The sequence below is a fragment of the Brevundimonas alba genome (assembly GCF_011927945.1).
In the GTDB taxonomy this organism is placed as follows: domain Bacteria; phylum Pseudomonadota; class Alphaproteobacteria; order Caulobacterales; family Caulobacteraceae; genus Brevundimonas; species Brevundimonas alba.
This window is the reverse complement of sequence record NZ_JAATJM010000001.1, coordinates 1,476,015-1,498,386: the sequence shown is the minus strand read 5'-3', so window position 1 is coordinate 1,498,386 and position 22,372 is coordinate 1,476,015. Positions and strand designations below refer to the sequence as shown.

Below are 22,372 nucleotides of genomic sequence, written 5' to 3'. Positions count from 1 at the left end.
ATACTCCTCCCGTCCCGTCGCAGGGGAGGCGCAGAGGCCTTGCGTCCTTTGGCGGCGGGATGTGGAGAAGCGGGTCCAGGGGCGAGGGGGATACTCGTCCGGTCCGGGGCTCGGCTGCGCAAGGCCGACCCGCCCGCCGGAGGCGCTGCGGTAAGGCGATAACACCGCCACCCGACGCAAGCTTCCGAACAATCTCCGCGCGGAGCGTCTGACTGCGTCGAAACGGTAATCAACTCTTCTTCTCCGGGCGCAGGCCCGGCGCTCCGCACGCCTCCCGCTCACCGCTTCAGCCGAAGCGGCGAAAACCCGTGCTTGTCCCTTCACCCCCGCCCCCGGAACCCGCTACACCTTGGCCATGACCTCCGCCCCCCTTCCCGACGCCGGATCGAACTGGGTGGACCGTCATGCGCCGGAAGGCCTGAAGCCGTGGCTCAAGCTCGGCCGCTTCGACCGGCCGATCGGCATCTGGCTCCTGCTTCTCCCCGGCTGGCAGGGCATCGCCCTCGCGCTCAGTCAGTATCGCAAGACGCCTGACCTCTATGACCTCTGGCTGCTCGTCGGCTTCGCCCTCGGCGCCTGCCTGATGCGCGCCGCCGGCTGCGCCTTCAACGACATCGTCGACCGAGACATCGATGCGAAGGTCGCGCGCACCGCCCTGCGCCCCATCCCCTCCGGCCGGATCAGCGTCAAACAGGCCTGGGCCTTCCTGATCGGCTGCAGTCTCGTCAGCCTGCTGATCCTTCTGACCCTCAATCTGGTCGCCGTCCTGCTCGGCGTCGCCTCCCTCGCCCTCGTCGCGGCCTACCCCTTCATGAAGCGCATCACCTGGTGGCCCCAGGCCTGGCTCGGGCTGACCTTCAACTGGGGCGCCCTCATGGGCTTCGCAGCGGCGCTGTTCGGGAGCAGCGTGCTCATGACGGTCGCTGGCGTTGTCGAAACCGGCACAACCAATGTGGCCTTCATTTCGCCGGTGCTGCTCTGCATCCCCGCCCTCCTCCTCTACCTCGGCGGCGTGTTCTGGACCCTCGGCTACGACACCATCTACGCCCTGCAGGACATCGAGGACGACGCCGTGGTCGGGGTGAAATCCTCCGCCCGCCGGCTTGGCGCCAACGTCCGCCGCGGCGTCGGCCTCTTCTATCTCGCCACCGTCCTCCTCACCGTCCTCGCCGGCCTGACCGCCAGCCTCGGCCCGGTCTTCTACGTCGCCCTCCTGCCCTGGGCCGCCCACCTCTTCCGCCAGACCCGCGACGTGCGCCCCGACGATCCCGCCCTCGCCCTGCGCCTGTTCCGCTCGAACAGGGACGCCGGCTTCATCCTGCTTCTCGCCATCATTCTCGGCTCGGTTCAGCTTCCGCTGTGAAGGACATCCGCATGACCTCCCCCCTCCGACTGCTGCTCCTGACAGCCCTCGCCGCGACCACCCTGTCCGCTTGCAACCGCGACCGCGATCCGGCCAAGGCCGCCGCCGCGAAACAGGGGTCCAACGCCGAGATCACCCTCGCCGACGCCGCGGCCCCCGGCGGCTTCGAGGAAAAGACCCCCTATGCCGACGTCAAGCTGACCCTGCCGGAAGCGATCAAGGCCCAGCCCGATCTGCACGCCCGCCTTTACGCCGAGGAGGTCCGCAAGCTGCGCCAGTATCTCGACGGGGCCCAGAGCGACCGCACCGAAGGCGGCGCCGACCCGGACCAGCCCAAATACGAGAACACCGTCACCATCACGGCGGCCGCCGAGACCGGCAAGCTGTTCAGCCTGAAGCGGTCCTCGCTCGACTATTCCGGCGGAGCGCACCCCAACACCCTGACCAGCGGCATCCTCTGGGACAAGGCGCTGAAGCGGCAGATCGGCCTCGCGGACCTGTTCCGCAAAGGCGCGGACCTGACCGTCCTCGATCAGGCCCTTTGCTCGGCCCTGAACACCGCCAAGCGCACCCGCGTCCCGGATGGCGCCTCGATCACCTTCGAGAGCAAGCCCTTCGCCTGCCCCCGCATCGCCACCACGCCCTTCGTGCTCGCCTCCGGCACGGTGCAGGGCAAGGCCGGCGGCCTGACCTTCCTGGTCGGCCCCTATCAGGCCGGACCCTATGTCGAGGGGGCCTACGAGATCGCCATTCCGGCAACCCTGTTCCGCTCCCTGCTCGCCACCGCCTATGCTGGTGAGTTCGGCGGGGAGCTGCTCAAGGCCGGCGACGTCACGCCCTCGCCGTCGCAGGTGATCTGATGCGCATCATCCTCCCCCTGCTCGTCGCCGCACTCGCAGCGGCCGGTCCGGCCTGGTCGCAGACCGCCCCTCGCGCGCCGGAGGGCGTCCGCATCTACACCCCGGGGCAGTTCGGGGTCACGGCCGAGACGCCCAGCCGCATGGCCGCCTCCCGCGAAGCGATGAACCACGGCCGCAACGGCTCTGCCTCGCCCGACTCGAACGCCGCGGCGCGCGAGCAGGCCGCCGCCGCCGTCGGCCGCGCCGGACTGCTCTGCACGGTGGCTGAGGCCGCCGTGATCGGCCGCACACGTGACGGCGGTCCGCTGCTCGAGATCGATTGTGTCGAGGGCGGCGGGGTCATCATCGCCGACACCGATCCGATGCAGGTGGTCGACTGCCTCGATCTGGCTCCCGACGAGGGACAGGCGGGGCGGCGCCAGCGCGTCGTGTCCGCCTGCCGCCTGCCCGGCAACGCCGGTCTGGCCGGTCTGGGTCAGTCCGCCAGGAACTGATCCACCAGTTCGGCGAACCGCGCCGGCTGGTCCGCCATGATGAAGTGCCGGCTGCCGTCGACGCGGAACAGCTTCACCCCCGGCAGCGGGGCGTATTCGCGCGACCACAGGGCGTCCGCCATGGCCGCCGGCGCGCCGCCGTCGGCATCCGAGGCGTAGATGGCCCAGACCGGCGTCGTCATCGCCACCAGACCCGGCCTCGCGTCGGTGGTCATCACGTCGCGGATCGCCGCCGCCATGCCGTGCCGGTCGGAGGCCATCGACCATTCGACCATGGCCTCCCGCGTCGCCGGATCGCGGATCAGTCCGACCGCGGTCTGGGTCTGCTGCGCCCGGAAGCCCGCCTCGTCCGCCGACAGGATGCCCGCCGCCGCCTGATCGGCGAACGGCCGCGCCGCCTCCGCCGTCACCTGCGGCCCGAACATGGCGCTGAAGAACGGCAGACTGTCGACGCTCATCACCTTGCCGACCAGCTCCGGATGCCCCTGCGCCAGCAGCACCCCCGTCAGCCCGCCCATCGAATGACCGATCACCGCCGGCCGCTCCAGTCCCGCCTGGCGGACGTAGCGCGCCAGTTCCTCGACCATCGGCGCGACATAGGGGCCGTCGCCATGCGTCCACGGCTCGCCCGCGAACCCGGCCAGCTGGACCAGGTGCACCCGGTGCGTGGCCGCCAGCCGGTTCGCCTCGGCCCGCCACACCTCCCGCGACGAGGCGAAGCCGGGGATCAGGACGACATCCGGACCCTGACCCACCACCTCGACCGAGAGACGGTCGGACACGAAGGCGGTCTGGGCGACCGCCGCAACCGGCGCGGCCTCGGCCCTCACGGCCAGAACCGCGACGCCTGCGACCAAAACTGACGCAGAGGCCAGGCACAATGCGCGCAGGGTCGAGCGCGCCACGAAGTGACGGAGATGCAGCATGGGAAGTTTCCTTTGAAAGCGCCTGAAGCCGTCAGGCGTGCGGGTTTTCGAAGATGTCCTCGACCGGCCGCCCGAACAGCACGGCTATGCGGAAGGCGAGGTCCAGCGACGGGTCGTGCTTCTCGGTCTCCAGCGCATTCACGGCCTGCCGTGAGACACCCAGCGCCTCGCCCAGTTGTCCCTGCGTCCAGTCCCGCTCGACGCGGAGCAGTTTCAGCCGGTTCTTCATCGGCTGTTCCTCACGAACGGTGCCGTCAGGCCGAAGCAGGCCCAGAACAGCGGATAGATGATCCAGGCCGGCAGGTGGTAGGCGTCGGCGTAGCTCTCGCCGAACCCCCAGACGCTGGCGATGGCCATGGCCATGCCCGCAGCCAGAATGAACTGCTTGGCCGTCACGGCCCGCACGAACTCGTCCGACTCCCGCAACAGCGACAGCGTCGCCCAGATCTGTCCGATCACCGGTGCGGAGACCGCCAGCGCCAGGGCCCAGGCCGCCACGGGCGACGATATGTCGTCGAACGCGCCGAAGATGGCCGCCACGTTAATCGCCACATAGCCGCTCATGAAGGCCATCGTCCGCACGACGTAGCGCTGATGGGCCGGGGTGCTGTTTCTGGCCATGGCCAACATGACAAGTCCTCCTGACGTGATGTCATGCTTACCTTACACTAGCGTCGTGTCGTGTCAACCTGACTTTCCGTCAGCTCAGCCTGACACTCCTTCGCCGGGCCGAGTCGCCTTCCAGAGGCCTGCGAGGCGGCGTATCCTCCACTCTATGCCCGCCGCTCCCCGCGCCCGTCCGACGGACCTATTCACCCCCGACGAGTGGGCGCCGTTCCAGACGCGCGCCGCCTGGGCCGGCCCCCTGCTGGTCCTGCACTGCTGGGGCGTCATCCTGCTGGCGGCCGCCATCGGCGTGATCTGGCCGGTCCTGATCCCGCTCTGCGTCGCCGTCATCGGCACGCGCCAGCTAGGCCTCGCCATCCTGATGCACGAGGCGGCCCACGGCGGCCTGTCGCCGAAGGCCCGTCTGAACGACGCCCTTGGCCACTGGCTCTGCGCCGTGCCGGTCGGCGCCTCGCTCGCCCTCTACCGGCCCTACCACCTCAGCCACCACAAATACGCCCAGCAGGCCGAGGATCCGGACCTCGTCCTCTCCGCCCCCTTCCCGGTCACCCGCGCCTCACTGCACCGCAAGATCGTCCGCGACCTGACCGGCCAGACCTTCTTCAAACAGCGCGTGCTGTTCGCGCTCAAGGCTTTCTCAAGTCGCCGCGAGGAAGACCTCGCCGAGGGGGCTGTCGTCACCGGCCGCTCCGTGCTGCCCTTCCTGCTGGTCAACGCCGCCCTGCTGCTCGCCGCCATCCTCGCCGGCGTCTGGTGGGCGTATTTCGCTCTATGGCTGCTGCCGCTGGCGACCTGGTTCCCCATGGTCACCCGTCTGCGCAACATCGCTGAACACGCCTGTGTCGAGGGCTCGGCCGAAGACCCCTTCCGCGCCGCCCGCACCACCCGCGCCTCCTGGTGGGAGCGCGCCCTGATCGCTCCCTACTGGGTCAATTTCCACGCCGAGCACCACCTGTTCATGCACGTCCCCTGCTGGAAGCTCCCCGCCCTCCACCGCGCCGTCCGGACCAAACCGCAGGGCGAGAGGATGGAGGTCGCCGCCGGCTATGTCGACGTCCTTCGGTCAGCCAGCGGCCGCACGTGATCGCTGACCCCGCCGCCTTCATCCTCGCCAACACCCGCCTTCAGCCGACGCCTCACGCGCCGGAGATTTCCCTCTGGCTCGCCGACGAGATCACCCCGATCTGGCGGCTGACCGAGGAGGAGCTCGGTGAGATGGGCCTGCCGCCGCCGTTCTGGGCCTTCGCCTGGGCCGGGGGTCAGGGACTCGCCCGCTGGCTGCTCGACAATCCGCACGAAGTGGCAGGCAAGCGTGTGCTCGACTTCGCCGCAGGCTCCGGCCTCGTGGGCGTCGCGGCGATGAAGGCGGGAGCCGCCTCGACCCTGTGCGCCGACATCGATCCCTTCTGCGGCGCCGCCGTCGCGCTGAACGCCGAAGGAAACGGCGTCGCCCTGGCCTTCACCGCGGACGACCTGCTCGACGCCCCGCCGCCCGAGGTCGACGTCATCTGCGCCGGCGACGTGTTTTACGAAAAGCCGATGGCCGAGCGGGTGCTGGCGTGGCTCACCGCCGCCACCGCACGGGGAACCCGCATCCTCGTCGGCGATCCCCTGCGCACCTACTTCCCGAAGTCAGGCTTCCAGCTGCTGGCCGAATACGAAGTCCCCACCACCCGCGAGCTGGAGGACTCCGCCGTCAAACGCACCCGCGTCTGGACGCTCTAGCGGCGCGGCCCTCAGTTCGCCGCGGGGCGAGAGCTTTCCGCCGCCGCCTGCGCCTGTCCCCGGTGCCGGCCCTCGGCGAACTCCTCGATCATCTTTTCGCAGAAGGCGGGGATGTCGTCGGGGTTGCGGCTGGTGACCAGTCCGTCGTCCACCACAACCGCCTCGTCCACCACCGTCGCGCCGGCGTTCTTCAGATCGGTGCGGATGGTCGAATAGCCGGTCATGGTCCGGCCGTCCGCAACCCCGGCTTCCACCAGCAGCCACGGCGCATGGCAGATCGCCGCCACCGGCTTGCCGGCGTCGAAGAAGGCGCGGACGAAACTCACCGCCTCCTCCCTGCCGCGCAGCTGGTCCGGATTGGCGACACCGCCCGGCAGCAGCAGGGCGTCGTAGGCGGAAGGGTCCGTCTCCGACAGCGCCTTGTCGACGGGGATCTTGTCACCCGGCGTCAGATGGTTGAAGCCCTGGATCTGACCGGGCTTCAGCGACACGACGTGCACCGTCGCCCCGGCCTCCTTCAGCGCCTTCACGGGCTCGGTCAGCTCGACCTGCTCGACGCCATCGGTGGCGAGTGCGGCGACGGTCTTTCCGGACAGGGTCTGGGCCATGGGGAGGGTTCCTTCTGGATAGCGGGAGGTCGCCGCAACAACCGCCTCGCACGCCCCGGGTTGCGGCCTCGCTTGCCGACAATCGTCTCCGGGACCATCTTCCCTCCATGACCCGCCCGCTGATCGCCCTGACCCTGGCCTGCGCCGCCTTCGCCGCCTCATCGGTCCAGGCGCAGACCGCCCCGCGCTACACCGCGCCCGGCGTCGACATCCACCGCTATCAGGCGGACCAGCATCGCTACGAGATGGACCGCCTGCGGGCCCAGGCCGACCAGCGCGCGGCCTTCGCCAGTCAGCTTCAGACCGAAACCCGTCTGAACCGGCTCGAGATCGAGGCCGCCCGCCAGCCCGAGCCGATCCAGCCGCAGCCCTACCGCGCCCTGCGTTCGCCCGAAGAGGAACGGGCCCTGCGGGAATCCGCCACCGAACGCCGCCGCACCACGGCCTCCGGCGTCGGTCAGATCGACGCCTGGCTGGACCGGCCCGCGCGCTAGACTCCCCCTCTGCATCCCTTCACCGTCGCCTGCGTTACGGCTTGGCTTGAACAGGACGAGGGAGCGAGCATGCGCTGGCAGGGTGGACGACGCGGCGGTAATATCGAGGACCGGCGCGGCATGGGCGGCGTGGGCATGGCGGGGGGCGGCATCGGCGCCCTGATCCTCGCGGCCATCGGCTATTTCGTCTTCGGCGTCCCGCCCGAAACCACCCAGCAGATCACCAGCCAGCTCGGCGGCGTCGGCAGCGCGCAACAGGGGACGCAGGGTAGCCCCGCCGATCAGGCCGGCGCCTTCGTCGATGTGATCGGGACGAACGTCGACGACGTCTGGAAGACGAAGCTGGCGAACTACACCCCGCCCACCACCGTCATCTACGAACAGGGCACCCAGACCGGCTGCGGCTTCGGTCAGGCCGCCATGGGCCCCTTCTACTGCCCCAGTGATCGCCGCGTGTATCTCGACCTGTCCTTCTGGCAGCAGATGGAAAGCCAGCTCGGCGCCTCGGCCGCCGATTTCGCGCGCGCCTATGTCATCGCCCACGAATACGGCCATCACGTCCAGACCCTGATGGGCACCTCGGATCAGGTTCAACGCGCCCAGCAGCGCGCCTCGGGCGAGGCCGAAGCCAACCGCTACTCCGTCGCCCTGGAGCTTCAGGCCGACTGCTACGCCGGCGTCTGGGCCCGCAACGCCTCCGCCGCCTCGAACGGCGCGGTGGCGCTGGAAGCCGGCGATCTGGAGGAAGGCCTGCGCACCGCCTCGGCCATCGGCGACGACACACTTCAGCGTCGTCAGGGCGGTCGGGTCGTGCCCGAGGGCTTCACCCACGGCTCCTCGGCCCAGCGGACCGAGTGGCTGCGTCGCGGCTACGAGGCCGGCGATCCGTCCGCCTGCGACACCTTCTCGGCCGTCTGACCCGGCTCAGCCGACCGTCAGATCCAGCGGCTGCGAGACGTGCAGCGTGCCCGCGCCGACGTCCAGCGCGACCCGGCGGCCGGCGAACGCCTCCATGCCGATCAGGGCGCCCGGGAAATTCGGCAGCGGCGGCTGGTCGAACACACCCACCTGCACCCGCCGATACAGGTGATCGGCGAAGGTTACCGTCCGCGCCTCAAGCACCGCCGCCTGCATCGCGCCCCCCAGCACGAGACTTGTGCCGGTCTGCTGCGGACGTCCGTTGAGCAGCCCAGCTGCCTGCGCGGTCGCCTTGTCCAGCGCCAGCAGGGACGACGCGCCGGTGTCGACGATGGCGTCCACCGTCACGCCCTCCACGGTGACCTGGGCGATCAGCCCGCCGCCCGAACGCCGCACCACGGCGGGGGCGAGATCAGGCGGCCGGACGAACGCTTCCCGGGCGATCAGCCGCACGTGCCGACGCTGCGGATCCAGCGCAAGCACCAGATGCTCGAGCACGTCGCGACCGAGGATCAGCGGCGTCTTCAGTCCGGCTTCCGACGCCAGCGGCCCCAGATCCAGAATGGCGGCCCTCAGCTTGCCGATCGTCAGACCGGGCAGCCGCACATTCACCGTCGTGCCGCGCCCCATCTGCGTCCCGCCGCCGACGCCGTAGGCGACCAGCGGCATCTCGAACAGCGCCCGCTGCTGCGGCGGCAGGGCGGCGACCAGGGCCCGGTCGATGACGGAATACTGGGCGCCGGTGTCGATCAGCGCGATCACCTCGCGTCCGCCGACCTGAACCTTGATCGTCGGCACATTGGCCCGCCGTGCATAGGGCAGCCACGGCGTCGCTCCGCCGGCGTCGAAGGTCAGGTCCGGCGCGGGCCAGAACAGGGTCTCGCGCGCCCACCAGGCGCCGCCGACGACAGCGGCCAGTCCTGCGGCCCGGATCAACAGGTTGCGACGGTTCATACGCCTCGAACATGGCGCGGCCGATGGCCGGGCGCCAGCGTCGCCGCTGTCGCGCCCCTATCGAGGCCCGAACGGCACCACCTTGTTCTCGCGGTCATGGCCGATGTCGGCGGCTCCAAGGAACGGAATGCCCGACCGCTGGCACCAGTAGCGGACGATCTCCTCGGGGGTCAGGCCGAAGTCCGGATCGTTCTCGACGATGTCCGACACCCGCCCCAGCCTGATGCCCGCCACCTTCCGGATCGACGCTTGCCCCGTCAGGTGGAACATCATGCGGTCGACCCGGTACAGCGGCTCTGACACATCCTCCAGCATCAGCACGTGGCCGGTCAGGTCCGGCTCGACCGACGTCCCCGTCAACGCGTCCAGAATGCTCAGATTGAACGCCACGGCGGGCCGCCCATCCTCATGCAGCGACGGTTCCCACGACGCCTTGTCGCCGCTCTTCAGCCAGTTCAGCGCCCGCCACGCCGTCGCGTCATGACGCACCGCGTCCGAGGCCATCGGCCCGTGCGCCACATGCGGAAACCCCGCCTTGTAGAGCCCGGCCAGCAGGGTCCCCGCGTCCGAATAGCCCAGATACCGCTTCTTCCGCGCGACCTCCGTCAGCCGCGGCAGCACCGCCTCGGCGATCCGGCACGATCCGTATCCACCGCGCGCGAACCACACCGCGTCCAGCCGCGGATCATTGGCGTATTCCACGAAGGCCGCCGCACGGCTCGCGTCGTCGCCCCCGAAATGGCCGTGCTTGCCGAAGCTGGCCGGGTGAAACACCACCTTGATCGACCCGTCCGGCACATTGGCAGCGAACCATGCGTGGACGGCCTCGGCCCGCTCCCGACTGAAGCGCGAACTGGCGTTGACGATGCCGATCTTCATCTGGCCGCTGGCCTCCCCGCCCGACCGTGCTAGTCAGGCCGCCGGACATTCCCCGGTTTCGCCCTCATGAATCAAGACGACTATTTCTTCTGCGGCATCGGCGGCTCGGGCATGCTGCCCCTGGCGATGATCGTGCAGGCGCAAGGCGGCCGGATCGAAGGCTCCGACCGCTCCCGCGACCAGGGCCGCACGCCCGAGAAATTCGCCTGGCTCGAGGCCCATGGGGTCACCCTGCATCCGCAGGACGGCTCCGGCGTCACCCGCGCCGCCCAGACCGTCGTCGCCACCGGCGCCATCGAGGACACCGTCCCCGACATCGGCGCCGCCCGTCGCGCCGGCGCCCGCATCGTCTCCCGTCCTGGATTGCTCAGCCAGATATTCAACGCCGCCCCGACCTCCATCGGGGTCGCCGGCACCAGCGGCAAGTCGACCATCACCGGCATGATCGCCTGGATCCTGCATCAGGCCGGCCGCGAGCCCACCGTCATGAACGGCGCGGTGATGCGCAATTTCGCCGACGCCGACCATCCGTTCGCCAGCGCCCTGATCGGCGGCCGCGACCTGTTCGTCGCCGAGGTCGACGAGTCCGACGGCTCCATCGCCCGCTACGACCCGACCGTCGCCGTCGTCTCCAACATCTCGCTCGACCACAAGTCGATGGAGGAACTGCGCGACCTGTTCGGCGGCTTCACCGCCCGCTCCACCACGGCCGTGCTCAACCTGGACAACCCCGAGACCGCCGCCCTCGCCCAGCAGATGGTCGAGACCGGACGCGGCGACGCGGTCGTCACCTTCGCCCTGGGCAATGCGACCGCCGACCTCTCCGCCCACGACCTGATCCCCCAGCCCACCGGTATGCGTTTCGACCTGACGGACCGCGCCTCAGGCCAGACCCTGCCGGTCACCCTCAACGTCCCTGGCGCGCATAACGTCGCCAACGCCCTCGCCGCCCTCGGCGCCGTCCGGGCCATCGGCGTGCCGCTGGATCACGCCGTCGCCGCTCTCGAGACCTTCTCCGGCATCGGCCGCCGCATGGAGGTGGTCGGGACCGCCGCCGGCGTCACCGTCATCGACGACTTCGCCCATAACCCCGACAAGATCGCCGCCACCCTCAAGACCCTGCACGCCTTCGACGGCCGCCTGCTGATCCTGTTCCAGCCCCACGGCTTCGGCCCGCTGAAGCTGATGAAGCACGAGTTCATCGACGGCTTCACCGGCCTGCTCCGCTCCGACGACGTCCTGCTGATGCCCGAGCCCGTCTATTACGGCGGCACCACGGACCGCAGCGTCGGCAGCGAGGACATCGCTTCGGGCATCCGCGCCGCCGGCCGCTCCGCCGAAGCCCTGCCCACCCGCGAAGCCTGCGGCGATCGCCTGGTCGACCTCGCCCGCCCCGGCGACCGGATCGTCGTCATGGGGGCCCGCGACGACACCCTTTCCACCTTCGCAGCGGAGCTTCTGGAGCGCCTGCGCGCTTCGGCCGGATGATACAGGACGCCCCGCCGCAGCTCCCCGAGGTCGTCGTCACCGGCGCCCGTCTCCCGCCCGCGGCCGGCGAGGCCGCCTTCTCCGTCATCCGCCGCGACGAGGAAGACCTGCGCGGCCAGCAGCGCCTCGACGAGGCCCTCGCCTCCGTCCCCGCCGTCTCCCTGTTCCGTCGCACCTCCAGCCTCTCGGCCAACCCCACCACCCAGGGCATCAGCCTGCGCGCCATCGCGCCGTCCGGCGCCGGCCGCACCCTGGTCACCCTCGACGGCGTGCCGCTGAATGATCCGTTCGGCGGCTGGGTGATCTGGTCGCAGGTCCCGACCGAAAGCCTCTCCGGCCTCGACATCGTCCGCGGCTCCGGCGCCGGTCCTTACGGCGCGGGCGCCCTCACCGGCGTGATCCAGCTGCGCGAGCGCGACGACGGCTCCGTCCTCAACGCCTCTCTGTCAGAGCGCGGCGGCGCCCGCCTCGGCGCATCCGGCGCAGCGAACCTTGGACCTGCGCGCCTCGTCGCCTCCGGCCTCTATGAAACCAGCGACGGCTACGTCCCCATCCGCGGCCCCGACGCCGGCGCCGCCGATACCCCTCTCGATCTCGGGGTCCGCGCCGCCGCCCTCCGCGCCGACATCCCCTTGGGCGAGGCCGCCCTGTCCCTCCGCGCCTCCGCCTTCGAGGAGGACCGCGGCTCCGGTCTCGCCGGCGCCCGGGCCACCGCCAGCGGCTCGGCCCTCTCCGCCACCGCCGCCCTCCCGCCCAGCGCCGACCGTCCCGGCTGGCGGCTGCAGGCGTGGCGCCGCGAGAGCGATCTGACCAACAGCTCCGTCGCCGTCTCCGCTGACCGCGCCTCCACCACCCCCGCCAACGACCAGTACGAAACCCCCGCCACCGGATGGGGCGCCAACGCCGCCCTCCGCCGCGTCGTCGTCAGCGGCGTCGCCCGCCTTGAATGGGAGCTCGGCGCCGACGCCCGCTTCAGCGAGGGCGAAACCCGCGAACGCTTCCGCTTTATGTCCGGTGCCTTCACCCGCGACCGCATCGCCGGCGGCGAGACCTCCGTCGCCGGCGTCTACGGCGAAGGCTCATGGACCAGTGGCGCATGGCTCGTCGCCGGCGGCCTCCGCTACGACGCCTGGTCCAACAGTGAGGGCCGCCGTCTCGAACGCGATCTCGCCACCGGCTTGCCGACCCTCGACGAAACCGACCCCGACCGTTCCGGTCAGGTCGTCAGCGCCCGCCTCGCCGCCCGACGCGACATCGGTTCGGGACAGGCGCTGCGCCTCGCCGCCTACTCCGGCTTCCGCCCCGCCACCCTGAACGAGCTCCACCGTCCGTTCCGGGTTGGCAACGACCTGACCGAAGCCAACGCCGGCCTGGAGCCCGAGCGCCTCACCGGCGTCGAGGCCGGCTGGTCATGGACTGGCGACCGCGCTGAGCTCACCGCCACCGCCTTCTGGACCTCCGTCGAGGACGCCATCGTCAACGTCACCGTCGGCACCGGCCCGGCCACCTTCCCCCGCGCCGGCTTCGTCCCCGCCGGCGGCGTCCTGCGCCAGCGGATGAACGCCGGGACGATCGAGGCGACAGGCATCGAGGTCGACGGCCGCATCGACCTGTCGGACGCCTTCTCCCTCCGCGCCGCCCTCTCCGCCACCGACGCCCGCGTGGACGGCGGCGCCATGGCCCCGCAGCTGACCGGCCTGCGCCCGGCCCAAGCCCCGATCTGGAGCGCCGTCGCCGGCGCCGACTGGCGCCCCCTCGACCGCCTGACCCTCGCCGCCGACCTCCGCTGGGAGAGCCGCCGCTTCGAGGACGACCTCAACAGCCGGGTTCTCGACCCCGCCGCCACCGTCGATCTCCGCGCCGACTGGACCCTCTCGCCCTCGGCCACGCTCTGGCTCGCCGCCGACAATCTGTTCGATGCCGAGGTCGAGGTTTCCGAAACCGCTACGGGCGTCGCCGGCTTCGGCCCGCCCCGCACCCTCAGCCTCGGCGTCAGACTCACGCGCTGACGCTCTTGCAAACCGTTCGCAAGTTCGGCACAAGCCGTTGGTGACCGACGCCGCCACGCCCGCACGGCCCCCGAAGGCCCTCAACGCCAGACGCTCGTTCTGGCTCAAGCAGCTGCATCAGTGGCACTGGATTTCGGCGGCCCTCAGCCTGATCGGCCTGATGCTGTTCGCCGTCACCGGCATCACCCTGAACCACGCCCGCCAGATCCCCGCCGAGCCCATCACGGTCGAACAGACCGGCGCCGTGCCCGCCCCGCTGCTGGAGCGGCTGACCGCCTTCCCGGAAGAGACCACCGAGCCGGTTCCCGACGCCGTCGCCCGCTGGGCCTCGGACGCCTTCAAGGTGCAGGTCTCCGGGCACCCCACCGAGACCACAGCCGAAGAGATCTACATTGCCCTGCCCGAGCCCGGCGGCGACGGCTGGCTTACCATCGACCGGGCCACCGGCGAGGCCCTGCGCGAGCGCACGACCCGCGGCTGGATCGCCTGGCTCAACGACCTGCACAAAGGCCGCAACACGGGCCCCGTCTGGTACTGGTTCATCGACGTCTTCGCCGCCGCCTGCCTGATCTTCGCCGTCACCGGCTTCGGCCTGACATGGATGCACGCCCGCCAGCGCCCCTCGACATGGCCCCTCCTCGGGCTCGGCCTGCTGATCCCCGCCCTCATCGCCCTGCTGTTCATTCACTGACGAGTGCCCCATGCGTAAGCTCACCCTCGCCGCCACAGCCGCCATGGCAAGCGCCGCCGCCGCGCCGGCCCTTGCCGGCGACCTGAACGTCTCGGTCGAGATTCCCCGCCTCTCCGTCGCCGCCTATCACCGCCCCTATGTCGCGGTCTGGATCGAGCGGCCCGACAACACGGCGGTCCGCACCCTCGCGGTCTGGTACGAGGTTTCCAACGTCGCCGAAGGCAAGGACTGGCTCAAGGACATGCGCACCTGGTGGCGCCGTGGCGGCCGCGCCATGACCCTGCCCGCCGACGGCGTTTCCAGCGCGACCAAGGCGCCCGGTCGCCAGACGGTCTCGGTCCCCGGCGCCCGTCTCGCCGGCCTGCCCGCCGGAGACTATGTCGTGGTCATCGAGGCGGCCCGCGAACTGGGCGGCCGCGAGGTCGTCCGCGTTCCCTTCCGCTGGGGCGCCGCCAATACCGCCCGCGCCTCCGGCTCCACCGAACTCGGCGCCGTCAGCCTCACCGTCACCCGCTAAAGGATCATCGCCATGAAGAAGTCGATCGCTCTTATCGCCGCTCTCGCGACGCTGGCCCTGCCGATGTCGGCCCAGGCCCACCGCGCATGGCTGGCTCCGACCTCCACGGTCCTCTCGGGCGCCGACGCCTGGGTCGGCTTCGACGCCGGCATGTCCAACGGCGTCTTCATCCCCGACCACGCCGCCATGAACCTCGCCGGCCTGGTCATCACGGCGCCGGACGGCTCGACCGCCCAGCCCGAGAACATGGTCCGCGCCCGCTACCGCTCGTCCTTCGACCTGCACCTGACGCAGCCGGGCACCTGGAAGGTCGCCAATGTCTCCAGCGGCATCAACGCCACCTACAGGGAGAATGGCGAAGAGAAGCGCTGGCGCGGTCAGGCCGCCGAATTCCCGGGCGCCATCCCGGCGGGCGCCACCGATGTGGTCGCCACCCGCACGTCGAACCGGGTCGAGACCTTCGTCACCCTCGGCGCCCCGACCGACACCGTCTTCACCAATCCTGCCAGCGGACTGGTGCTGATCCCGGTCACCCACCCCAACGATCTGGCCGCGGGCGAAGCGGCCACCTTCAAACTGTCGATGGACGGCGTTGCAGCGTCGGGCGTCGAGGTCACCGTCGCCCGCGGCGGCACGCGCTACCGCGACAATCCGGAAGAGATGACGGTCACCACCGGCGCCGACGGCGCCTTCACCGTCACCTGGCCCGAGCCCGGCATGTACTGGCTGAACGCCACCGTCCGCACCCCGGCGCAGGGCGAGACCATCGCCGCGAATGCCCAGTACGTCGCGGTCATGGAAGTCCTGCCCTGACCGACGGACCGTCCGCCGCGAACCGCTCCGCCCCGCCGCCCATCCTGATCGGCGACGGCGGACCGCGCGTGGACAACCGCGTGCTGATCCCGGCCCACGGAAGGGCGCCCTCTCGCCCGCCGTCGGACCTGATCTGGGACTTCGCCGGCGAGAGCATGGGCACCACCTGGGCGGTGCGCCTCTCACCGCCGCCGGGGTCCGCCCGCGCCGATTTTCAGTCGGCCATCGAGGATGAGCTGAAACGCATCATCCTGCTCTTCAGCCATTGGGAGCCCCGCTCCGAACTGTCGCGCCTGAACGCCGCTCCGCCGGGCTTCTGGGCGGTATCAGAGCCGTTCTGGACGTTGCTCAACGCCGCCCTCGATCTGGCGGACGAGACCAATGGCGCAGTCGATCCGACCTTGGGCGCGCTCGTCGATCTGTGGGGTTTCGGCCCGCCGGGACCGCGGCCGCTGGACGCCTTCGGCGTGGGTCCGACCGTGCCCTTCGAGGACGAGATCGCCGCCGCCCTCGCCCTCAGCGGCTGGGGCCGTCTGCGCCTCAACCGCGAGGCCCGCGCGGTCCAGCAGCTGGGCGGCGTCAAGCTCGACCTCTCCGGCATCGCCAAGGGCCATGCCGTCGACCGGCTGTCGGAGCGGCTCACGGCCATGGGCGCGACCCACCACCTCGTGGAGATCGGCGGCGAGCTGCGCGGCGCCGGCGTCAAGCCCGACGGCCAGCCGTGGTGGGTCCAGCTGGAACAGGCCCCCGGCTCTCCCGCCCCCCGCACCGTCGCCGCACTCTTCGACATGGCTGTCGCCACCTCGGGAGACTGGGTTCGCCGCTACGAAGTCTATGGCCAGACCTACAGCCACACCCTCGACGGCCGCACCGGGCGTCCGGTCGACACCGGCGTCGCCTCCGTCACAGTGCTCGCCGACACCGCCATCTACGCAGACGCCATGGCCACGGCCCTGACCGTCATGGGCTCTGAAGAAGGCCTCGCCTTCGCGGAGGCCATGAACATCGCCGCCGCCTTCGTGGTGCGCGGCGAGGACGGCCTCACCGAGACCATCACCCCCGCCTTCTCCGCCATGCTCGAAGAGGGCGCGTGACCGCCGATCCGATCCGCTGGCTCTGGGCCGCCCTGGCCGTCGGCCTCTGGCTGCTGATCGTCGCCGGGGTCGCCCTCAGTCGCGCCCGCGCCCGCCGCGCCGCGACACTCCGCGCCTCCTCCCTCGCCTCGGCGGACGACGCGAGCCTGCTCGTCGCCTTCGCCAGCCAGACCGGTCAGGCCGAGGAGCTCGCCTGGATGACCGCTTCCAGCCTGTCCGACGCCGGTGTCCCCGCCCGCGTGGCCCTGCTCGGCGATCTCGAACCCGCCGAACTCAAGGCCGCTGGGCGCGTCCTGATCGTCGCTTCCACCACCGGCGAGGGCGACGGCCCCGACGCCATGTCGTGGTTCGCCCGCAAGCACATGACCGGCCCCGCCGACCTGTCGGGGCTCTCCTACGGTCTGCTGGCGCTCGGCGACCGCACCTACGCCGACTTCTGCGGCTTTGGCCGGGCGCTCGACAGCTGGCTGCAGCGCTCGGGCGCCACGTCCCTGTTCAACCGGATCGAGGTCGACAACGGCGACGCCGGCGCCATCCGCCACTGGCAGCACCAGCTCGGCGTCGTCACCGGCCACGCCGTTCAGGCCGACTGGACCCCGCCCGCATACGACTGCTGGCGGCTCGCCGCCCGCTCGCACCTCAACCCCGGCAGTCCCGGCGGCGAGGCCTGGCTGCTGGCGTTCGAACCGGTCGATCACGCGCCCGACTGGGTCGCCGGCGACATCGCCGAGATCGGCCTGCCGGGCGACCCCTCGCCCGGCAGCCGGGAATACTCCGTCGCCTCCCTGCCGTCGGACGGCCGTGTCGAGTTCATCGTCCGCCTGATGACCCGCCCCGACGGCTCGCCCGGCCTCGCTTCCGGCTGGCTGATCCGCGACCTCGCCCTCGGCGACCCGGTCGCCATGCGCATCCGCACCAACCGCGGCTTCCACGGCCCATCCCCCGAGACGCCGCTGATCCTGATCGGAAACGGCACCGGCCTCGCCGGTCTCCGCGCTCATTGGCGAGCCCGCGCGAGCCAGCCCCATGGCGGCGTGTGGCTGATGTTCGGCGAGCGCACCTCGGCCCATGACGCCTTCCTCGACGCCGAGCTTCAGACGGCGCTCGCCTCCGGCGCCCTGACCCGCCTCGACCGCGCCTTCTCGCGCGACGCCCAGGACGGCCGCTACGTCCAGCAGCTGATCGCTCAGAACACGGACGAACTGGTGTCCTGGGTCGGCCGCGGCGCCGTCATCCTTGTCTGCGGCAGCCTCGAAGGCATGTCGACCGGCGTCCATGCCGCGCTCGAGTCAGCCCTTGGGACCGACCGCCTCCTGGAACTCACCGAAACCGGTCGCTACCGCCGCGACGTCTACTGAACCTGCAATCGCGCGCGCGCCAATTTCAGGCCTCCTCGGCAGACGTCCCTGATCTTCATGGTCAAGCTGATTGAAGTGGTCAGTCCCACTGGTCTTAATCGTCCGATTTCCGTGGTCGAAATCGTCGCCCTAAACCTCCGCCCAGCGGCGCAGCAGGTTGTGATAGACGGCCGTCAGCTCCAGCACCGCCGGGTCCTTCGGCCCCTTGTCCGCATTGACCCTCTGGATCGCCACATCCATCCGGAACAGAGCCTCCCGGTCCGCGTCATCCCGCACAAGGCTTTGAATCCAGAAGAAACTCGCCACCCGCCGTCCCCGCGTCACCGGCGTCACCCGGTGAAGGCTCTTGGACGGATACAGCACTAGATCGCCGGCCGGCAGCTTGACCGACTGGGCGCCGTACATCTCCTCCACGATCAGCTCTCCGCCGTCGTAAGCCTCGGGTTCTTCAAGGAATAACGTCGCCGACAGATCGCTCCGGATACGGACGTTCCCCCGCTGCCGGATCGCGTTGTCGACATGCGTCCCGAAATGCTCCCCGCCCTCATAGGCGTTGAACAGCGGCGGAAAAATCGTGTGCGGCAAGGCCGCCGACACGAACATCGGATTGGCGTTCAGCGCCTGCAGCACCAGCGCCCCGACCTCCCGCGCCTCGGCCGAGTCCTCGGGCAGCTGCCGGTTGACCTTGGCGGTCGCCGACTGGTGGCCTGAGGTGACATTGCCGTCCGCCCACGGCCCGGCGTCCAGACGCGATCGCAGCGTCGCGACCTCGTCCTTCGAGAAGACACCGGGGATGTGAAGCAGCATGGCCCGATCTAGTAGCGCAGATTCAGCGTCAGGATAGCCTGCCGCGCCGGCGCCACGTCGGCGTGGTGCACGCCATTGGTGCGCATCACATACTCCTCGTCACCCGCATTCTGCACGTTCAGCTGCAGCGAGGCGGTCTCGGTCAGGTCATACGAGGCGAACAGGTCCACCCGCGTGTACTCGGGCGCATAGACCCGGTTGGCGCCGCCGCCCGCCCCGCCCTGATTGCCGCCGAAGCTGTCGGACACATAGTAGACGCCGCCGCCGAGGCTCAGCTTCGGGGTCACCCGATAGGTGCTGAACAGGCTGAAGGTATGCTCCGGCGTATTGGCCAGCGGGTCGCCGACATTGACGTTGTTATAGGCGCCGGAGACCAGCTCCGAGTCCATCCAGGTGTAGCCGCCGAACACCTGCCAGGCCCGGGTGATATTGCCCGACACGCCCAGCTCGATCCCCTTCACCTCGGCCTCTCCGGCCTGTTCGAAGACGCCGGGCGACACCAGTATCTGGGCGTTCTCGCGCTTCAGCATGAAGGCCGCCCCGGACAGCGCCAGCCGGTCGTTGAACAGATTGACCTTGGCCCCGATCTCGAAGCTCTCGGTCTCCTCTGGATCGAGCAGTTCGGTCCCGACGGCGCCGCCCGTGTTCTGGTCGCCGGCCGAGATCGTCGGCGGCGTCGCCGACGTCGCCCACGAGGCGTAGACGCTCGAATCCGCCGTGGGCTTGAACACCAGCCCGACCTGATAGTTGACGAACTCCCAGTCGCCCCCCACCGGCGTATAGATCGGCGCGGCGGTCGTCCCCGTGCCGTTCACCCCTTGGACCGAATAGTCGTCGTACCGGACGCCCAGGTTCAGGATCCAGCGCTCCCCGAAGGCGATCGAGTCCAGCGCATACAGGCCCACCGTATCCGTCGTGCTGGTGCTGATGACGCCACGGTCGATCGTTCCGGTCCACGGATCCGACGGGTTCGGATCATAGAGCCGGGTGCAGTCGAACCCGGTCAGCGGCGCCGGGCACACCGACCCGCCGGTGGTGACGACCGTGTAGGAGGCGTTGCGGTTCTTCTCCCGCGCCAGCTCGAGACCCGCGTTGAAGCTGTGCTCCATCCCGCCCGTCGAGAACCTCCCGGTCAGGTCGGTGACGTTGGCGATGGTCGTGGTCGGGTTCCAGCGCGACTTGGTGCCCCGCTTCATCCAGTACTCGCCGCCGATCAGCGCCACGCCGCCGTTGGTGATGTTGCCGCCGTCGCCCGGGTTGGTGACGACATAGTCGTTCAGGGTCTCGGACCAGCGGCTGACGTTGCGGATCGTCAGACCGGGGGTGACGGCGTGCTCGATCTCGAACGTCAGGCTGTCGACCTCATTGGTCAGATAGTCCCGCGCCGTCAGGCCGTAGAAGCTGTCGTAGGGCACGTCGAGAATGCCGCTGTCGGTGGTCCGGACGCCGATCTTGGTGAACAGCGGAATCCCGTAGTCGGGCATCTGGTGGCTGGTCAGGTGATAGAGGCTGAAGGTCGCCGAAGTGTCCGTCCCCAGCCCCGCCGCCAGCGACAGGCCCAGACCCCATTTGTCGTAGTCCACCGCTTCCCGGCCCGGCACGTCGCCTTCGGAACCCATCAGGTTCAGGCGCAGGCCCGCGGTCTCGCCGAGGTTCCAGTTCTTGTCGATCGTGCCGCGCAGATAGCCGTCCGTGCCGACGCCCAGGCCGAAGCGGGTGAAGTCGGTCAGGCGCGGCGCTTTGGAACCCAGATTGATGCTGCCGCCGCCCGAACCACGCCCCGAATAGACGGCGTCCGGCCCCTTCACGACCTCGACCTGCTCGAGGTTGAACACCTCGCGCTGCTGGCCGCCGGAGTCGCGGATGCCGTCGACGAAGACGTTGTTGCCCGACGCCTGCCCGCGGATGAACGGCCGGTCCGCCAGCGGCTGCCCGCCCTCGCCCGCCCCAAAGGTGATCCCCGGCGAGTTCCGCAGGATGTCCTGCAGCGAGGTCGCCGCCGTCTGCTCGATGATCTGCTGCGGAATGATCGTCACGGCCCGCGGCGTGTCGACCAGCGGGGCCACGAACTCCGGCGACTTCGGCTCCCGCCGCGTCGGTGCGCCATTCACGGTGACCGTGCCGAGGTTGGTCGCGTCCTGCGGATCGACGGGATCTGTCGCCGGGTCCGCCAGCGCCGATCCCGCCATAAGCATGCCCGCCGCGCTGGAGGCGAACAGCAGGGCTCGGAGGGCTTCGGCGCGAGAGGTCATGAGAACGTCCGGGGAGGTGATCTGCGAGTGGCTCGCAATATCACTTTCCCGCCGGGCCGCAACCGCCTTTGCGACACATTCTCAGAAAACTTGACCGTTAGCGGGTGACGATGTCCCGCCGCATCGGCGCCAGCTTCGCCAGGAACCGGTTCTGCGTATGGAAGGGCACCCCCTCCTCCTCCATCGCCGTCTGCAGATGCTCGACCAGTGCGCCCATGTCAGCGGGCTGCAGACCGATATCGTCGTGCGCGTCTTTCATCGACCGGCCGGTGTAGGCGCAAGGACCGCCCAGCACGTAACAGAACTGCTCCTTCAGCGTCCGCCGCAGCCGGATCATGTCCGTGGCGACGAAAATGCCCGCCGTCCTCGGATCCGCCGCCGATCGATCCAGCATCCGGTCGACGATACGATCGATCCCCGCCTGACCATGGAAGGCGTCGAACATTTCCGTGCCCGCGAAGGGCTGCGCACCCGCATTCGCGTCGGCGACCGAATACGGGTCGACCGCCTCCTCGCCCGGCATATGCGCCGGGTCTTGCGCCACAACGGGTGTCGCCACCGCCAGCATCGCCGTCAGGCTCAGCATCCGGATCATGTCAGAACCCCGCCTGCAGGGAGATGTAGAGGCCGCGCTGGTCCTCGAAGGTCGCGATCGACCCAAGAGCGGCCCAGGCCGCCGTGATCGAGAAATGCTTGTTCACCGCCCACGCCGCGTAGAGATCGAACCAGTCCTCCTCCTCGGCGAAGGACAGGTTGTCGGGCTTGGTGCGGTATTCGGCCCCGATTACGAGGTTGCGGCTGACCAGCCAGCCGACCGAGCCCTCGAACTGGGCCTCGTGTTCGTCGTTGGCGTCGCCCCCGAAGCCCAGCAGACCCGTCTGGTTGGCGTTGGTCCAGCGCACCGTGCCGTTGACTAACAGGCTCTGGGCGAGGAACAGCTTGGTCGCGGCGACGTAGACCTCCGTCCCCTCGTGGTCCCGCCCCCCGACTGCGGCGATGATCACCCCCTGATCGTTGACCTTGTGTTGAACGCCGACCGCGATCTGCGGCATCCAGCGGTCCTGATCGTAGACCGCGTCGCCTGTCAGTCGCACCTTCGCGCCGAACACATCCTGGGTGAAGGTGAACCCCTGCCCCAGACCCAGAAGCGCGCCCGTGTTGCCGGTGTCGAACTCCTGCCGCGCAATGGACAGCTCAACGCGGTCCCACAGCCCTACGGCCACGCCCGCCGTGCGAAACTCATAATCCGGCAGATCGACGAAGGTGGCGTGCGCATTGGCGCCGATGCCGTCTTCCTCGCCATAGCCGGTGATCGTGGCCCAGGTTGCGATGCCGCCGCCGCCCGAGCCTTCGACGGTCGATACGCCGCCGGTCAGAAGCAGCTTGCCGCCACTGCGGCTGTCGGGAATGAGGTTCTGGGCCTGAACGGCGGTCGATAGCGCCATAAAAGCCAGAGACAGCTTCAGCAGGTGTCGCATCGTTTCGCCCCGGCGAC

Annotated in this window: 24 protein-coding genes; 14 read left to right on the top strand and 10 right to left on the bottom strand. The window is 69.9% G+C overall.

The window, feature by feature from the left end; genetic code table 11:
- Positions 1 to 355: 355 nt before the first annotated feature.
- Genes GGQ87_RS07450 through GGQ87_RS07440 form a run of 3 tightly spaced genes read left to right on the top strand, consistent with a single transcriptional unit; the run spans position 356 to position 2,717 of the window.
- Positions 356 to 1,363 carry a UbiA family prenyltransferase gene (locus GGQ87_RS07450; RefSeq protein WP_168046131.1) on the top strand — a complete coding sequence of 336 codons (1,008 nt, stop codon included), beginning with the start codon at positions 356 to 358 and terminating at the stop codon, positions 1,361 to 1,363.
- An 11-nt stretch (positions 1,364 to 1,374) separates the two neighbouring features.
- Complete coding sequence (locus tag GGQ87_RS07445) at positions 1,375 to 2,223, top strand: DUF3298 and DUF4163 domain-containing protein (protein ID WP_168046129.1); 849 nt, start codon at positions 1,375 to 1,377, stop codon at positions 2,221 to 2,223.
- On the top strand, positions 2,223 to 2,717 hold the full coding sequence (locus tag GGQ87_RS07440; RefSeq protein WP_168046127.1) for a hypothetical protein: 495 nt from the start codon (positions 2,223 to 2,225) through the stop codon (positions 2,715 to 2,717). Before GGQ87_RS07445 ends, GGQ87_RS07440 begins: the two co-directional genes overlap by 1 nt.
- Here the strand turns inward: GGQ87_RS07440 and GGQ87_RS07435 are convergent.
- Genes GGQ87_RS07435 through GGQ87_RS07425 form a run of 3 tightly spaced genes read right to left on the bottom strand, consistent with a single transcriptional unit; the run spans position 2,699 to position 4,273 of the window.
- Entirely contained in the window at positions 2,699 to 3,643 is a 945-nt protein-coding gene (locus GGQ87_RS07435; RefSeq protein ID WP_168046125.1) for an alpha/beta fold hydrolase, read from the bottom strand. The two genes, GGQ87_RS07440 and GGQ87_RS07435, sit on opposite strands and share 19 nt — an antisense overlap.
- A gap of 31 nt (positions 3,644 to 3,674) precedes the next feature.
- Positions 3,675 to 3,872 carry a helix-turn-helix transcriptional regulator gene (locus GGQ87_RS07430; RefSeq protein ID WP_168046124.1) on the bottom strand — a complete coding sequence of 66 codons (198 nt, stop codon included), beginning with the start codon at positions 3,870 to 3,872 and terminating at the stop codon, positions 3,675 to 3,677.
- Entirely contained in the window at positions 3,869 to 4,273 is a 405-nt protein-coding gene (locus GGQ87_RS07425; protein WP_168046122.1) for a hypothetical protein, read from the bottom strand. Before GGQ87_RS07425 ends, GGQ87_RS07430 begins: the two co-directional genes overlap by 4 nt.
- 145 nt (positions 4,274 to 4,418) lie before the next feature.
- On the opposite strand from GGQ87_RS07425, the gene GGQ87_RS07420 reads away from it, so the two are divergent.
- Together GGQ87_RS07420 and GGQ87_RS07415 are read left to right on the top strand one after the other, a co-directional pair.
- Complete coding sequence (locus GGQ87_RS07420) at positions 4,419 to 5,354, top strand: fatty acid desaturase family protein (RefSeq protein ID WP_168046120.1); 936 nt, start codon at positions 4,419 to 4,421, stop codon at positions 5,352 to 5,354.
- Positions 5,351 to 5,995 (top strand): class I SAM-dependent methyltransferase, encoded by a 645-nt coding sequence (locus GGQ87_RS07415; RefSeq protein ID WP_168046118.1) that lies wholly within the window; start codon positions 5,351 to 5,353, stop codon positions 5,993 to 5,995. The genes GGQ87_RS07420 and GGQ87_RS07415 overlap by 4 nt, the downstream gene beginning before the upstream one ends.
- Positions 5,996 to 6,006: 11 nt before the next feature.
- Here GGQ87_RS07415 and GGQ87_RS07410 read toward each other — a convergent pair whose 3' ends face one another.
- On the bottom strand, positions 6,007 to 6,603 hold the full coding sequence (locus GGQ87_RS07410; protein WP_168046116.1) for a type 1 glutamine amidotransferase domain-containing protein: 597 nt from the start codon (positions 6,601 to 6,603) through the stop codon (positions 6,007 to 6,009).
- A 107-nt stretch (positions 6,604 to 6,710) separates the two neighbouring features.
- On the opposite strand from GGQ87_RS07410, the gene GGQ87_RS07405 reads away from it, so the two are divergent.
- Both GGQ87_RS07405 and ypfJ read left to right on the top strand, forming a co-directional pair.
- The gene (locus tag GGQ87_RS07405; RefSeq protein WP_168046114.1) at positions 6,711 to 7,097 is read left to right on the top strand and encodes a hypothetical protein; all 387 of its coding nucleotides are present in this window, start codon (positions 6,711 to 6,713) and stop codon (positions 7,095 to 7,097) included.
- A 69-nt stretch (positions 7,098 to 7,166) separates the two neighbouring features.
- Positions 7,167 to 8,015, top strand: a complete 849-nt coding sequence (gene ypfJ, locus GGQ87_RS07400) for a KPN_02809 family neutral zinc metallopeptidase (RefSeq protein WP_168046112.1) — start codon at positions 7,167 to 7,169, stop codon at positions 8,013 to 8,015.
- A 6-nt stretch (positions 8,016 to 8,021) separates the two neighbouring features.
- Here ypfJ and GGQ87_RS07395 read toward each other — a convergent pair whose 3' ends face one another.
- On the bottom strand, positions 8,022 to 8,969 hold the full coding sequence (locus GGQ87_RS07395; protein WP_168046110.1) for a retropepsin-like aspartic protease: 948 nt from the start codon (positions 8,967 to 8,969) through the stop codon (positions 8,022 to 8,024).
- Positions 8,970 to 9,026: 57 nt separating this feature from the next.
- Complete coding sequence (locus tag GGQ87_RS07390; protein ID WP_168046108.1) at positions 9,027 to 9,848, bottom strand: LD-carboxypeptidase; 822 nt, start codon at positions 9,846 to 9,848, stop codon at positions 9,027 to 9,029.
- A 66-nt stretch (positions 9,849 to 9,914) separates the two neighbouring features.
- Here GGQ87_RS07390 and GGQ87_RS07385 point away from each other — a divergent pair, with 66 nt between their 5' ends.
- The 7 genes from GGQ87_RS07385 (at position 9,915) to GGQ87_RS07355 (ending at position 17,818) form a co-directional block, all read left to right on the top strand.
- Entirely contained in the window at positions 9,915 to 11,336 is a 1,422-nt protein-coding gene (locus tag GGQ87_RS07385) for a UDP-N-acetylmuramate--L-alanine ligase (protein ID WP_168046106.1), read from the top strand.
- Positions 11,333 to 13,345: a TonB-dependent receptor gene (locus tag GGQ87_RS07380; protein WP_168046104.1), complete on the top strand. Its 2,013-nt coding sequence runs from the start codon at positions 11,333 to 11,335 to the stop codon at positions 13,343 to 13,345. The genes GGQ87_RS07385 and GGQ87_RS07380 overlap by 4 nt, the downstream gene beginning before the upstream one ends.
- Positions 13,346 to 13,385: 40 nt before the next feature.
- Positions 13,386 to 14,036 carry a PepSY-associated TM helix domain-containing protein gene (locus tag GGQ87_RS07375; RefSeq protein WP_342448325.1) on the top strand — a complete coding sequence of 217 codons (651 nt, stop codon included), beginning with the start codon at positions 13,386 to 13,388 and terminating at the stop codon, positions 14,034 to 14,036.
- Between the two features lie 10 nt (positions 14,037 to 14,046).
- Positions 14,047 to 14,553: a DUF2271 domain-containing protein gene (locus GGQ87_RS07370; protein ID WP_168046100.1), complete on the top strand. Its 507-nt coding sequence runs from the start codon at positions 14,047 to 14,049 to the stop codon at positions 14,551 to 14,553.
- Positions 14,554 to 14,565: 12 nt separating this feature from the next.
- Positions 14,566 to 15,366 carry a DUF4198 domain-containing protein gene (locus tag GGQ87_RS07365; protein ID WP_168046098.1) on the top strand — a complete coding sequence of 267 codons (801 nt, stop codon included), beginning with the start codon at positions 14,566 to 14,568 and terminating at the stop codon, positions 15,364 to 15,366.
- A gap of 68 nt (positions 15,367 to 15,434) precedes the next feature.
- The gene (locus tag GGQ87_RS07360; protein WP_342448324.1) at positions 15,435 to 16,460 is read left to right on the top strand and encodes an FAD:protein FMN transferase; all 1,026 of its coding nucleotides are present in this window, start codon (positions 15,435 to 15,437) and stop codon (positions 16,458 to 16,460) included.
- The gene (locus tag GGQ87_RS07355) at positions 16,457 to 17,818 is read left to right on the top strand and encodes a flavodoxin domain-containing protein (protein WP_168046096.1); all 1,362 of its coding nucleotides are present in this window, start codon (positions 16,457 to 16,459) and stop codon (positions 17,816 to 17,818) included. The genes GGQ87_RS07360 and GGQ87_RS07355 overlap by 4 nt, the downstream gene beginning before the upstream one ends.
- A gap of 129 nt (positions 17,819 to 17,947) precedes the next feature.
- On the opposite strand, the gene GGQ87_RS07350 is transcribed toward GGQ87_RS07355, so the two are convergent.
- The 4 genes from GGQ87_RS07350 to GGQ87_RS07335 form a co-directional block, all read right to left on the bottom strand.
- The gene (locus tag GGQ87_RS07350; protein ID WP_168046094.1) at positions 17,948 to 18,625 is read right to left on the bottom strand and encodes a Fe2+-dependent dioxygenase; all 678 of its coding nucleotides are present in this window, start codon (positions 18,623 to 18,625) and stop codon (positions 17,948 to 17,950) included.
- A gap of 8 nt (positions 18,626 to 18,633) precedes the next feature.
- Positions 18,634 to 20,877, bottom strand: coding sequence for a TonB-dependent receptor (locus tag GGQ87_RS07345; protein WP_168046092.1), 2,244 nt, complete (start codon positions 20,875 to 20,877; stop codon positions 18,634 to 18,636).
- Between the two features lie 97 nt (positions 20,878 to 20,974).
- A complete protein-coding gene (locus GGQ87_RS07340) occupies positions 20,975 to 21,472 on the bottom strand; it encodes a group I truncated hemoglobin (protein WP_209282414.1) in 498 nt (165 codons plus the stop codon).
- A gap of 1 nt (position 21,473) precedes the next feature.
- Positions 21,474 to 22,355: a DUF3034 family protein gene (locus GGQ87_RS07335; protein WP_168046090.1), complete on the bottom strand. Its 882-nt coding sequence runs from the start codon at positions 22,353 to 22,355 to the stop codon at positions 21,474 to 21,476.
- Positions 22,356 to 22,372: the final 17 nt, after the last annotated feature.